Consider the following 12,541-nt stretch of genomic DNA (forward strand, 5'->3'; position numbering starts at 1 on the left):
TGGTTCCCAACGTGCCGTTCCCGAAGGTACCCCTGCCGAGGGACGGGCGGATACCCGAGGGTGGTGGGGGGAGGGGAGGACCGGGGGGTTAGGGGCGCGTCGGTCGTGGCTCCGCCCCCCGCGCCTTCGTCGTTTCCGGACCGGTTTTCCGCGGCCCGCGTGACACGCCGCCGAACGGAGTATCCAGCGGGTAATCGGGTCATCCACTCCTAGCCTGCTAAATGTGACAAAACGCCATATCTCATACCTCGCCTGCGCCGCCGCCCTGTGCGGCTCCCTCCTCGGCGCCGCCCCGGCGACCGCCGTCCACCGCACCCTTGTGGTGCATCCGGGTGAGTCGATCCAGAAGGCCGTGGACGCGGCCGAGCCCGGCGACACCGTCCTCGTGCTGGCCGGCACGTACCACGAGAGCGTCAAGGTGACCACGCCCCAACTCACCCTGCGGGGTATGGGCCCGGACACCGTGCTCCGGCCGGCGGCCAAGAAGGCCAAGAGCACCGCGAAGAAGGCCGCCGAGAAGTCCTGTGCCGCGATGGGCAACGGCATCTGCGTGGTCGGCACCAAGAGCAAGGCCGTCGACGACGTCACCATCGCCCAGATGACCGTGACCGGGTTCTCCCGGACCGGCGTCATGGCCGTCGGCACCGCCAACCTGAACGTGCACGGCGTGGCCGCCGTGAAGAACGGGCAGTGGGGCCTCGCCGAGGAGCGCTCGGTGCACAGCACCTACCGCAACAACATCGCCCGGAGCAACGGCGATGCGGGCCTGTTCCTCGCCAACACCATCACGGCCGAGAAGGGCGCCACCGACACCGACGGCACGGTGGTCGAGCACAACCTCCTGGAGAAGAACCGGATCGGCGTCACCGTGCGCCGGCTGCGCAACCTGACCGTCTCGGACAACTCGGTCACCGGCAACTGCGCGGGCGTGTTCGTCGTCGGCGACGAGAACAAGCCGAAGGCCGGTCGCGTCACCGTCGCCGACAACCAGGTCGTCAAGAACAACAAGTACTGCAAGAAGACCGCCAAGCTGTCCTTCCTGCAGGGCTCCGGCATCGTGCTGACCGGCGCCGAGGACACCCTGGTGACCGGGAACGTGGTCACCGGCAACTCCGGCAAGTCCCCGTTGTCGGGCGGTGTCGTGCTCTTCAAGAGCTTCGTGGGTGCCACCAGCGACAAGAACCAGATCACCCGCAACAACCTGTCGGGCAACGCCCCCGCCGACCTGATCAACCAGGAAGCCGCCAAGCGCGGCAATGCCTTCAAGGACAACACCTGCAAGAAGTCCAAGCCCGCCGGCCTGTGCTGACCTGACGGCCGTTCGGCACGCCCAGAAGGCCGCAAGGCCCACCCAAGGAAGGAAGGCGGCACATGACCGCACCAGCACGTGACCTCCCGGCGGCGCCGCAGGAGGCGCAGGCGGAGGGCGCACCGCCGCCGTCGATGCGGCTGCGCGAGCTCGTGTTCGGGGCGGCCTGTGCCGCCGCCGTCCGCGCGGCCGCCCGGCTGCGCGTCGCCGACGCGCTCGGGGACGCCCCGATGACCGTGGAGAGCCTCGCGTCCGCGGTGAAGACCGACCCGAGGCCGCTGCGCCGGCTGCTGCGGGCCCTGTCCTGCTACGGCGTCTTCGCCGAGCGCCCGGACGGGACGTTCGCCCACACCGAGACCTCCCGGCTGCTGCGGGAGGACGACCCGCACAGCCTGCGTTACATCGCCCTGTGGTGCACCGAGCCGTGGACCTGGGACGCCTGGCCGAAGCTCGACGAGGCCGTGCGCAGCGGCCGTAACGTCGTCGAGGATCTCTACGGCAAGGAGTTCTTCGTCTACCTGAACGAGGACGCCCCGGAGTCGGCGGACGTCTTCAACCGGGCGATGACCACCTCCAGCGAGCAGTCGGCCCGTGAGGTCGCCGCGCTGCTCGACCTGTCCGGCAGCCGGTCGGTCGCCGACCTCGGCGGCGGCCAGGGTCACGTGGTGGCCTGTCTGCTGGACAAGTACCCGGGGATGAAGGGCTATCTGCTGGATCTCCCCAAGGTGGTGGAGAAGGCCCTGCCGCGGCTGCGCCCGGGCGGCGACCTGGAGGACCGGGCGCGCATCGTGCCGGGTGACATCCGGGAGGCCGTGCCGGTCGACGCGGACGTCTACATCATCAAGAACATCCTGGAGTGGGACGACGACTCCACCGCGCGGCTGCTGGCCAACGTGGTCGCGGCGGGCGGTCCGGGAGCCCGGGTCGTGGTGATCGAGAACCTCGTCGACGACACCCCGTCGATGCGGTTCAGCACCGCGATGGACCTGCTGCTGCTCCTGAACGTCGGCGGGGCCAAGCACACCACCGACAGCATGGTGCGCCGGCTGACCGACGCGGGTCTGAGCGTCAACGACATGCGGCCGGTCAACCCGTATCTGCACGCCTTCGACTGCACGGTGCCCGCCTGAGGCGGGCCGGACACGCCGGTGCCGGGCCCGCGTTCTGCGCGGGTCCGGCACCGTCGGCGTACGGCGGTACGACGGTTCACGCGCCGCCGTCGCGCTCCCAGAGGTAGAAGCGCTGGGCCATCGCGTCCTTCGGGGAGCGCCAGGTCTCCGGGTCGTACGCGCTGACGTACGCCTGGAGACGGTCGCTGACGTCCCTGAACTCGGGGTGGGAGGTGACCTTGGCGATGGCCGGTCCCGGCTCGCGCTCGGACTCGATGAGGTGCATGTACACATCACCGAACTGGAAGAGGCTGCGCCGGACCACCCCGACGAGGTGCGGCAGCTCTCCCCGGTCGGACTCCGCGAACACCTTCGCGATGTCGGGAGCGGAGCCCGGTGCCATACGGGCGACGATCAGGGCCTGGTGCACGGTGTCTCTCCGTTCTTCGCTTTCCTGACGGCCGGCTCAGTCGGCCAGGGCCGGGTCGGGGCGCCGGCCGGTGGCCGCCTTCTCGATCTTGTCGCGGATCAGGGCCATCTGGACCTTGGAGTTCTTGTTGATGTTGTCGGTCATCCACTCGTCGTCGACGGGGGCTTCCGGCTTCATCGCGAAGTCCTGGACCCAGACCATCCGGGTGCCGGCCGGTACTTCCTCGTACTGCCAGCGGATGTTCATGTGCGCGAAGGGACCGGTCTCCACCCGGCGGGCCCGGACGGTCAGGTTGGGGCGGTCGGTCTCGCGCTCCGAGACCCAGCTCCACACCTTGCCGTTCTCGTCGGGGTGCATGGTCAGCCGGAAGGTGACCTTGTTCCCCTCCTCGGAGAGGATCTCGACACCGGCGTACTCGCTGAACAGCTGCGTCCAGTTGGCCACGTCGTTGGTCATGTCCCAGACCAGGTCGACGGGCGCGGCGATGGTGATCTCGTTCTGGGTGTGTCCGGTCATGTCAGGCTCCCGCGGGCATGGCGCTGTTGACGAGGTCGAGGAACTGGCGGGGGGTCTTGCACCGCTCGGCGTCCACCGGCATGGGCACGCCGTGCCGGTTCTCCAGCTCGCCGACGATGCCGAGCAGGCCGAGCGAGTCGACACCGAACGCGTCGAAGCCGGTGTCGCGCCGGTCCTGCAGGTCGGCCGGGGCGACGGTGACGCCGGCGGCCTTCTTCATGAGTTCGGACAGTTCGTCCACGGTGATGCTCATAGGGACTCCTTCTTCTTAGCTGCAGGGCAGCTGGTTTTCTCCGGCTCACCCGGCCGTGCCGTGGCGCAGCACGAGTGCCGAGTTCGACCCCATGAGTCCCCGGCTGAGGACCAGCGCCGTGCGTGGTGCGGCGGCGCGGGCGCTACCGGTCACGAGGTCGAGGTCGTGGCAGATGTCGTGGACACCCGGGGTCGGCGGGATCAGGCCGTGTTCCATCGCGAGCACCGCGGCGGCGGTGTCCAGGACGGGGGCCGCGCAGTACCCCCGGCCGATCCCGGTCTTGGGGGCGGTGACGGGCACGCGCCGGCCGTGCGCGCCGAGGGCGTCGGTGATGGCCAGCGCCTCCGCCCGGTCGGCCGCCGGGACACCGAGGGCGTCGGCGAAGACCACGTCGATCTCCTCCGGGGCGCAGCCGGCCTCGGCGAGGGCGCCGCGGATCGCCTGGGCGAGCCCTGCCCTCGACTCGGCCCAGCGGGAGGCCCCGGTGAAGGTCGACGCGTGGCCGTCGAGGGTGGCCCGTACCGGCAGCCCGCGTTCCCGGGCCGAGCCGACGTCCTCCACGACGAGCATGGCGCCACCCTCGGCCGGTACGAACCCGCAGGCCTGCTCGGTGAACGGGCGGTAGGCGCGGGTCGGGTCGGTCTCCCGGCTGAGCTCCTCGTAGCCGAGCTGGCAGACCATCGAGTAGGGAGCTATCGGCGCCTCGGTGGAGCCGGCCACGATGACGGCCGTGCCGCGCCGCACCGCGCGGGCGGCGTGTGCCAGGGCGTCCAGGCCGCCGGCCTCGTCGGCGGCGACCACCGAGCAGGGTCCCTTGAAGCCGCGCCGGATGGAGATCTGGCCGGTGCTGGCCGCGTAGAACCAGGCGATGGACTGGTAGGGGCCGACGAACCGGCTGCCCTTGCCCCAGAGTTGCTGGAGTTCGCGCTGGCCGAACTCGCCGCCGCCGGAGCCGGCCGCGGTGACCACGCCGACATCGAACGGCGAGCCGTCGGTGTCACCGCGGCCGAGCCGGGCGTCTTCGAGTGCCAGGTCGGCCGCGGCCATCGCGAAGTGCGTGAAGCGGTCGGTCTGGACGATGAGGCGTTCCTCGACGGCGGCCGTCGGGTCGAAGTCGCGGACTTCTCCGGCCACCTTCATGGGCAGGTGCTCGCAGCCGTCGCGGGTCACCTTGTCGAGGACGTTGCGTCCCTCCTGGACGGATTTCCAGAAGGTCTCGGTGCTGGTTCCGTTGGGCGCGACGACACCGATGCCGGTGACAGCCGCCCGCCGAGGACGGGATCCGCTCATCGTGTCCTTCCTCTCGGCCGGGTCAGGACCACCGCGGACTGGAATCCGCCGAACCCGCTGCCCACGGACAGGACGCCGCCCAGGGGCCGTTCGCGGGCGACCCGCGGTACGTAGTCGAGGTCGCACTCGGGGTCGGGGGTCTCGTAGTTCGCGGTGGGCGGGACCACCTGGTGGACCAGGGCGAGCACGCAGGCGACGATCTCGATCGCGCCGATGGCGCCGAGCGAGTGGCCCACCATCGACTTGATGGAGCTCATGGGCGTGTCGTACGCGTGCTGCCCGAGCGCCTTCTTCACGGCCGCGGTCTCGTGGCGGTCGTTCTGCCGGGTGCCGGAGCCGTGCGCGTTGACGTAGTCGATGGCGGTGGGGTCGAGGCGGGCGTGGTCGAGGGCGGTCTCGATGGCGCGGGCCATCTCCAGGCCCTCACTGGTGAGACCGGTCATGTGGTAGGCGTTGCCGAAGGTGGCGTAGCCGTCGAGCTGGCAGTAGATGTGCGCGCCGCGGGCCTTGGCGTGCTCCAGCTCCTCCAGGACGAGCACCGCGCCGCCCTCGCCCATGACGAACCCGTCACGGCGGTTGTCGAAGGGGCGCGAGGCGTGCTCGGGGTCGTCGTTGTTCGGGGAGGTGGCCTTGATCGCGTCGAAGCAGGCCATGGTGATCGGGGAGATCGGGGAGTCCGAGGCACCGGCGATGCAGATGTCGGCGCGGCCCTCCTGCACGGTGTGGAAGGCGTAGCCGACGGCGTCCAGGCCCGAGGTGCAGCCGGTGGAGACGGTCTGCACCGGACCCTGGGCGCCGAAACGTTCCGCCACCGCGGAGGCGAGGGTGCTCGGCGAGAACGCCCGGTGCAGCTGGGGCCCCGCCTGCCGGTGGTCCACGTCCCAGTGCTGGCCCCCGGCGCTCACCAGGACGTAGTCGTGCTCGAGGCGGGTGGTGCCGCCGACCGCCGTACCCAGGGACACCCCGACCCGCCAGGGGTTCTCCCGGCCCAGGTCGAGACCGGAGTCCCGGACCGCCTCGTCACCGGCGACCAGGGCGAACTGTATGTAACGGTCCGCTCGTTCGATCTCCTCGGCGTCCAGGCCGTGCGCCGCCGGGTCGAAGTCGCACTCGGCGGCGATCCGCGACCTGAGGCCGGAGGGGTCGAAGAAAGTGATGCCGCGCGTCGCGGTCCGGCCCGAGGCGAGCAAGTCCCAGAACGCCGGTACGCCCACACCCCCCGGAGCCACGATGCCTATGCCCGTAACCGCCACGCGCCGGGTCACGACCGGACCTGCCCCACGGCGACGGCGGCTTCCGTCTCCTCCGTGTCGACATGACCCTGGCTCGGGCGCGGGGCCAGCGGGCCGAGGTGGAAGACGATCCGCGCCTCGACACTCCCCACGTTGCGGAAGCGGTGGCGCATGTTGATGGGGATCATCAGCCCCTGCTCGGGCCGCAGCGAGTGCGGCTCGCCGTCCAGGTCGACCTCCATGTCACCGCAGACCACGTACACGAACTCCTCGGAGTACGGGTGGTAGTGCTCGGCGATGCGGTCGCCCGGCTGCACGATGGCCACACCCATGAAACCGCTGGTGGAACCCACCGTGGCCGGGGTGAGCATGGCGCGCACATCGCCGCCGCGCCGCGTGTTGGGCTCGACCTCGCTGAGGTCCACGATCTTCGGAATGGGCTTCATCACTACGTTCCTCCGTGAGTGTGATCCGACGGTGGTGGGGGGTCAGGCGTCCGGCGAACGGCGGTCGGTGATGAGCTGCATCCGCACCGCGTCGCCGTCCAGCAGGGCGGTCAGCGCATGGGCCGGGGTGACGTCCACGGGCGTACCGGGCCGCTGCTCGACCAGCCGTACGACGACGTCGTCGCGCTGGAAGACCGTGCTGTGCAGCATCGGGCTCGCCGGGTCCTCGGCCGCGGCCTCGTCCTGCTGCGCGAGCAGCTCCGCGAGCCGCATCCCGCAGCCCGGCCGGGCCGGGTAGTACAGCGCATGGCGGTCGCCGTCGGCCGGCACCTCGGGACCGACGTGGTGCACGGCCGGCAGCGCCGCCCGGGTGAAGAACACCCGTGCCGAGTCCTGGTCGTCGAGGTCGCGGTCCTGCTCCAGGTAGGGGTTGATGGCCTCCTCGACGGCCCGCACCTCGGGCTGCCGGGCGACATGGCGCAGGGCCACCATGAGGTCGCCGCGCACCTCGATGGCCCGCACCACCCGGTTGCCGTGCATGAACAGGGAGGTACGGCACAGCCGGGTGGACGCGTCGACCTCCGCCTGGGGCGAGGCGTAGTCAGAGAGGATCTTCGCGACCTCGGCCTCACTGCCCGGCCGGACCGTGAAGGTGAGCGCGTGGCGGATCACGCCGTCGCCCATCCGCGGCTCGGCCTGCAGGACACGCACGGCGTCCGCCGCCGGCCCGCCCGTCTCGCGTACGACGTGGAAGCGCAGCGAACGGGTGTCGCGGACGCAGTTGTGCAGCGGCTTCACCATCTCCACGTGCTCCTCGCTGTTCACCCAGGCGAGGAACGGCGGAGCGCTCTCCCACTCGCTGGTGATCAGCCACTGCGAGGGGTTCTCGATCGACTGGCAGAGCTGGTCGCTGACGTGGCCGGGCACCTGGGCGACCTGGTTGCACAGCTCCTCGTAGGCCTCCAGGAACTGATGCTGCGCGCCTTCGTAGACGTCCACCAGCAGGACGACCCGGAGCCGGGAACCGTCGAAGACGGACTGGGAGACCCGTTTCGACACCGGGCGGGTCAGCTTTTCCGAAACCTTTTCCGAGATCGTCGTCATGCTTCGCACATCTCCTTCGCGGGGGCAACGGCCTGCGCCTTCGCCGATGACGCGGCGTCAGCGCTTTTTGATCCTGTGCCGGTCCTCCGAAGCGCGCGACTCGCGTGAACCAGGTGGGTGATTGGCACGCGGAACCCCTCCGGAAGGGGCATGGAAGTTCCGACGCACCTGACGCACCACCACCCGCCCCTGGAGTCCCCGATGCAGCAGAGAACCGATCACCAGGTCCCCGTCCTCGTCGTGGGCGGCTCCCTCGTGGGCCTGTCCATGTCCCTCTTCCTGGGCCGTCTGGGCGTACGTCACATGCTCGTCGAACGGCACTCCGGGACCTCGATCCATCCCCGCGGCCGTGGCAACAACGTGCGGACGATGGAGCTGTTCCGGAAGGCCGGGATCGAGCCCGACATCAAGTCCGCCGCCTCACTCCTCGCGGACAACCACGGCATCCTGCAGACCCCGACGCTGGTCGGCGACGCCGGCGAATGGCTGTTCAAGGAGATCGACCCCGGCGGCGGGCTCGCGAAGTTCAGCCCTACGGGTTGGTGCCTGTGCAGCCAGAACGACCTGGAGCCGGTGCTCCGCCTGGCGGCCGAATCCCTCACCGGCGACCTGCGCTACTTCCACGAGATGGAGTCCTTCGAACAGGACCCCGAAGGAGTGACGGCGTACGTCCACGACCGTGACTCCGACCGGATGTACACGGTCCGCGCGGACTACCTGGTCGCCGCCGACGGCCCGCGCAGCCCGGTCCGGGGCCGACTCGGCATCGGCCAGACGGGCCCCGGCGACCTGTTCGCGAACGTCAGCATCACCTTCCGCTCCAAGCTGCTCGCGGAGACCGTCGGGGACCGGCGGTTCATCTGCTGCTACCTCACCGACCGGGAGGCGGACGGGGCGCTGCTGCCCGTCGACAACAAGGAACGCTGGGTCTTCCACGCCCCGTGGCACCCCGAACACGGCGAAACCCTCGACGAGTTCACCGAGGAACGCCTCACCCGGCACATCCGCCGGGCCGTCGGCGTCCCCGACCTCGATGTCGAGATCACCGGCCGCGCCTCCTGGCGGGCCGCCGAACGGGTCGCCGAACGGTACTCGTCCGGGCGGGTCTTCCTGGCCGGCGACTCCGCGCACGAGATGTCCCCGACCGGCGCGTTCGGCTCCAACACCGGCATCCAGGACGCGCACAACCTGGCGTGGAAGCTGGCGGCCGTCCTCGACGGCTGGGCCGGCCCCGGACTGCTGGAGTCGTACGACACCGAGCGCCGCCCCGTGGCCCTCGCCACCAGCGCCCGCGCCTCGGCCCGCTCCGTGGAGCACAGCCACCCCGGCTTCGCGCCCGCGCCCGGTATCGGCGCCGGCAAGCGCGGCGGCATCCTCAACATCGTCCTCGGCTACCGGTATCCGAAGGGCGCGGTCGTCGGCGCGGAGCCCGGCCGGCCGGTCGTGCCCGACGGGATGAACCTGACCGGACAGCCGGGCAGCCGCGCCCCCCACCTGTGGCTGCGCCGCGCGGACGAACGGCTCTCGACGCTCGACCTGTATGAGCGGTCCCTGGTACTGCTCAGCGACGCGGGCTCGGCGGCGGGCGCGGCCTGGCACGCGGCCGCCCGCCGGATCGCGGACACGGAGCGGCTACGACTGGACACGTACCGCATCGGGGAGGCGGGGGCAGACCTCGTGTACGACGGGGAGGCCGGCGACTGGGCGGCGGCACACGGCACGACGGCGGACGGCGCGGTGCTGGTACGGCCGGACGGATTCGTGGCGTGGCGCTCGGAGGCCGCGGTGCCCGATCCGGAGGGAGAGCTGAGGGACGTGCTGGCGCGGCTACTGCGGAGGAGGTGAGCCGGGGCCGGAGGCTGAGGCGGGGCCCTCACCGGCGCTCGCATGGTGCCGCCGCGCCCACCAGTGCCGCCTGGGGCGGGATTGTCCGCAGCCGGTGGCCGACGCGACCACGGCGCCCGGTAGGGGCGCGGGGAACTGCGCGACCAGCCCCCACCGGTCCGCACCCCGCCGGCGAAGCAGCACCCGGCAGACGAGTGGGGGCACGCGCTGCCAGCCCTCGCCTCAGATACGGACCTCCACGGTCCCCGCCAGCCGGTCGTGCAGCCCCCTGCCGTCCCGGTCCCACACCAGCGCCGGGATCGCGAGGCACAACAGCGCCGTGCGGGCCAGCGCGCGCAACGGCTGCACCCGCCCCGTCCCGACACCGACCACCCGCAGCCGGAAGAGCCGCTTACCCGGCGTGAAGCCGACCGTACCGACGGTCAGGGCTCCCAGGATGAAGAAGACGAGGAGCGCCCAGTTGCTGGTAGCGGGGCTGTAGCCGTCGGTGATCAGGCCGTATGCGATCAACACGCACAGCGCCCAGTCCACGACCAGCGCGCCGAGCCGCCGCCCCGGACGGGCGATGGAGCCAGGGCCGTCCTCCGGCAGTCCGAGCTGCTCGCCCCGGTACCCGAACTCCGCACCGGCCTCTTCCATGGCCGCGCGGGGCCCCGAGAGCCACGATCCCATTGCTTGCCTGTTGTCCACCCGAACACGGTACTGCCCGGGCGAACGCCCGTGGTCCTGCGGGGTGCCCCGGGGCTACGGTGGAACAAGGCCGGTTAACTTCAGCGAAACAAATGGGTCACGCCCGAGAAATCACCCGTCCCTAGGGTCGGGGACAGCGTGTGCCACCGCACTGGCCGCACGAACGAACTACCACCCCGGCACGGGAACGGCCGGGAGTAGGAGGAGCTGGATGTTCCAGAACGCCGACGAGGCCAAGAAGTTCATCGCGGACGAGGACGTCAAGTTCGTCGACGTCCGGTTCTGCGACCTGCCGGGCGTCATGCAGCACTTCACGGTGCCCGTCGAGGCGTTCGACCCGGATGACGAGCTCGCCTTCGACGGATCCTCGATCCGTGGTTTCCAGGCGATCCACGAGTCCGACATGGCGCTGCGCGCCGACCTGTCGACGGCCCGGGTGGACGCCTTCCGCCGCGACAAGACGCTCAACATCAACTTCTTCATCCACGACCCGATCACGGGCGAGCAGTACTCCCGTGACCCGCGCAACGTGGCGAAGAAGGCGGAGGCGTACCTCGCGTCGACGGGCATCGCCGACACCGCGTACTTCGGCCCCGAGGCCGAGTTCTACGTCTTCGACAGCGTCCGTTTCGCCACCACCGCGAACGAGTCCTTCTACCACATCGACTCCGAGGCGGGCGCCTGGAACACCGGCGCCCTGGAGGACAACCGTGGTTACAAGGTCCGCTACAAGGGCGGCTACTTCCCGGTCCCGCCGGTCGACCACTTCGCCGACCTGCGCGCCGAGATCTCCCTGGAGCTGGACAAGGCCGGCCTGAAGGTCGAGCGCCAGCACCACGAGGTGGGCACGGCCGGCCAGGCGGAGATCAACTACAGGTTCAACACGCTGCTCGCCGCCGCCGACGACCTCCAGCTCTTCAAGTACATCGTGAAGAACGTGGCCTGGCGCAACGGCAAGACCGCGACCTTCATGCCGAAGCCGATCTTCGGTGACAACGGCTCGGGCATGCACGTGCACCAGTCGCTGTGGGCCAACGGCGACCCGCTGTTCTACGACGAGGCCGGCTACGCGGGCCTGTCGGACACCGCCCGCTACTACATCGGCGGCATCCTGAAGCACGCCCCGTCGCTGCTGGCCTTCACCAACCCCACCGTGAACTCGTACCACCGCCTCGTGCCCGGGTTCGAGGCCCCGGTGAACCTGGTGTACTCGCAGCGCAACCGCTCGGCTGCGATGCGTATCCCGATCACGGGTTCGAACCCGAAGGCCAAGCGCGTCGAGTTCCGTGCGCCCGACTCCTCCGGCAACCCGTACCTCGCCTTCTCAGCCCTGCTCCTCGCGGGTCTGGACGGCATCAAGAACAAGATCGAGCCGGCCGAGCCGATCGACAAGGACCTCTACGAGCTGGCCCCCGAGGAGCACGCGGGTGTCCCGCAGGTCCCGACCTCTCTCCCGGCCGTACTCGACTCCCTGGAGCGCGACCACGAGTTCCTGCTCGCCGGTGACGTCTTCACGTCCGACCTGATCGAGACGTGGATCGACTTCAAGCGCACCAACGAGATCGCCCCGCTGCAGCTGCGCCCGCACCCGCACGAGTTCGAGCTGTACTTCGACGTGTGACAGCGCCGTTCCCGGCCCTCGGCGCCCCCGTCCTGCTTTCTCAGGGCGGGGGCGCCGTCGTATCGTGCATGTGCACTCATGTTCGAGACGGGGGGGGAACCGTGATGTCCCGACAGGACGACGAGGAGCGGGAGTTCGACCTGCGCTGGGCCGACCAGGCCGAGCACAAGGAGCCCTCCGCGCGAGCCCGGATGCTGGCCGCACGCTGGAAGGAGAACCCCCCGGACCCGGCACCGTTCCGTGCGGACCCGGGACCGGCGGAGCCACGCCGGTCGTCGTGGCGGTCGACGGCTCTGGTACTGGGCTGCATGGCGGCGGTGATCGTCCTGCTGGGCTGTCTGCAGACCCACTCGCCGTACTAGGGCCTGTCTGACAATTCCCGTCTGCCTCGCGACGCCATGCACGCTCCCCCAGCCTTCGGCCGGGGGGACCCCCAGTCGCCGCACCGGGCGCAGACCCAAGTACGTCCAGTACGAGGGCCTGCGCCCGGCACGCCGAGAGCACGCACCTGACGCCGCGAGGCCGCCCTCCGGGCGACGACGGGAATGGTCAGACAGCCCCTAGAACTAGGGCATCTCGACGTGTCCGCCGCCTCGTGGTGGACGGGACCGTCCGGTACTGGACCGGGCCTCGGGTCGCACAGGGAGCCTTTGCCGCTACTAGACTAGGGCCGTTCGGGGCCTCCTCATTGCCCCC

At 70.4% G+C, this 12,541-nt stretch carries 13 protein-coding genes; 5 read left to right on the forward strand and 8 right to left on the reverse strand.

The window, feature by feature from the left end; genetic code table 11:
- Window positions 1-223 precede the first annotated feature (223 nt).
- Window positions 224-1,309, forward strand: coding sequence for a right-handed parallel beta-helix repeat-containing protein (locus ACZ7OO_RS08415; protein WP_471502793.1), 1,086 nt, complete (start codon window positions 224-226; stop codon window positions 1,307-1,309).
- A gap of 134 nt (window positions 1,310-1,443) precedes the next feature.
- Window positions 1,444-2,439, forward strand: coding sequence for a methyltransferase (locus ACZ7OO_RS08420; protein WP_471503392.1), 996 nt, complete (start codon window positions 1,444-1,446; stop codon window positions 2,437-2,439).
- Window positions 2,440-2,515: 76 nt separating this feature from the next.
- On the opposite strand, the gene ACZ7OO_RS08425 is transcribed toward ACZ7OO_RS08420, so the two are convergent.
- The 7 genes from ACZ7OO_RS08425 to ACZ7OO_RS08455 are packed head-to-tail and all read right to left on the reverse strand — an operon-like array spanning window position 2,516 to window position 7,689.
- Window positions 2,516-2,848, reverse strand: a complete 333-nt coding sequence (locus ACZ7OO_RS08425; RefSeq protein ID WP_471502795.1) for a TcmI family type II polyketide cyclase — start codon at window positions 2,846-2,848, stop codon at window positions 2,516-2,518.
- Between the two features lie 36 nt (window positions 2,849-2,884).
- The gene (locus ACZ7OO_RS08430) at window positions 2,885-3,364 is read right to left on the reverse strand and encodes an SRPBCC family protein (RefSeq protein WP_352223356.1); all 480 of its coding nucleotides are present in this window, start codon (window positions 3,362-3,364) and stop codon (window positions 2,885-2,887) included.
- A 1-nt stretch (window position 3,365) separates the two neighbouring features.
- Complete coding sequence (locus ACZ7OO_RS08435) at window positions 3,366-3,617, reverse strand: acyl carrier protein (protein ID WP_352223355.1); 252 nt, start codon at window positions 3,615-3,617, stop codon at window positions 3,366-3,368.
- Window positions 3,618-3,662: 45 nt separating this feature from the next.
- Entirely contained in the window at window positions 3,663-4,907 is a 1,245-nt protein-coding gene (locus ACZ7OO_RS08440) for a ketosynthase chain-length factor (protein WP_471502798.1), read from the reverse strand.
- Window positions 4,904-6,172 carry a beta-ketoacyl-[acyl-carrier-protein] synthase family protein gene (locus tag ACZ7OO_RS08445; RefSeq protein WP_471502800.1) on the reverse strand — a complete coding sequence of 423 codons (1,269 nt, stop codon included), beginning with the start codon at window positions 6,170-6,172 and terminating at the stop codon, window positions 4,904-4,906. The genes ACZ7OO_RS08440 and ACZ7OO_RS08445 overlap by 4 nt, the downstream gene beginning before the upstream one ends.
- On the reverse strand, window positions 6,169-6,585 hold the full coding sequence (locus tag ACZ7OO_RS08450) for a cupin domain-containing protein (RefSeq protein ID WP_471502802.1): 417 nt from the start codon (window positions 6,583-6,585) through the stop codon (window positions 6,169-6,171). The genes ACZ7OO_RS08445 and ACZ7OO_RS08450 overlap by 4 nt, the downstream gene beginning before the upstream one ends.
- A gap of 42 nt (window positions 6,586-6,627) precedes the next feature.
- Window positions 6,628-7,689, reverse strand: coding sequence for a SchA/CurD-like domain-containing protein (locus tag ACZ7OO_RS08455; RefSeq protein ID WP_471502804.1), 1,062 nt, complete (start codon window positions 7,687-7,689; stop codon window positions 6,628-6,630).
- Between the two features lie 201 nt (window positions 7,690-7,890).
- Here ACZ7OO_RS08455 and ACZ7OO_RS08460 point away from each other — a divergent pair, with 201 nt between their 5' ends.
- Complete coding sequence (locus ACZ7OO_RS08460) at window positions 7,891-9,534, forward strand: FAD-dependent oxidoreductase (RefSeq protein WP_471502806.1); 1,644 nt, start codon at window positions 7,891-7,893, stop codon at window positions 9,532-9,534.
- A 222-nt stretch (window positions 9,535-9,756) separates the two neighbouring features.
- On the opposite strand, the gene ACZ7OO_RS08465 is transcribed toward ACZ7OO_RS08460, so the two are convergent.
- Window positions 9,757-10,224, reverse strand: coding sequence for an RDD family protein (locus tag ACZ7OO_RS08465; RefSeq protein ID WP_471502808.1), 468 nt, complete (start codon window positions 10,222-10,224; stop codon window positions 9,757-9,759).
- A gap of 211 nt (window positions 10,225-10,435) precedes the next feature.
- Between ACZ7OO_RS08465 and glnA the strand changes: the two genes are divergently transcribed.
- Together glnA and ACZ7OO_RS08475 are read left to right on the forward strand one after the other, a co-directional pair.
- Complete coding sequence (glnA, locus tag ACZ7OO_RS08470) at window positions 10,436-11,845, forward strand: type I glutamate--ammonia ligase (RefSeq protein ID WP_471502810.1); 1,410 nt, start codon at window positions 10,436-10,438, stop codon at window positions 11,843-11,845.
- Window positions 11,846-11,949: 104 nt separating this feature from the next.
- Complete coding sequence (locus ACZ7OO_RS08475; RefSeq protein WP_471502812.1) at window positions 11,950-12,207, forward strand: SCO2583/SCO2584 N-terminal domain-containing protein; 258 nt, start codon at window positions 11,950-11,952, stop codon at window positions 12,205-12,207.
- Window positions 12,208-12,541 lie beyond the last annotated feature (334 nt).

This window comes from Streptomyces sp. NPDC111744 (assembly GCF_055634995.1).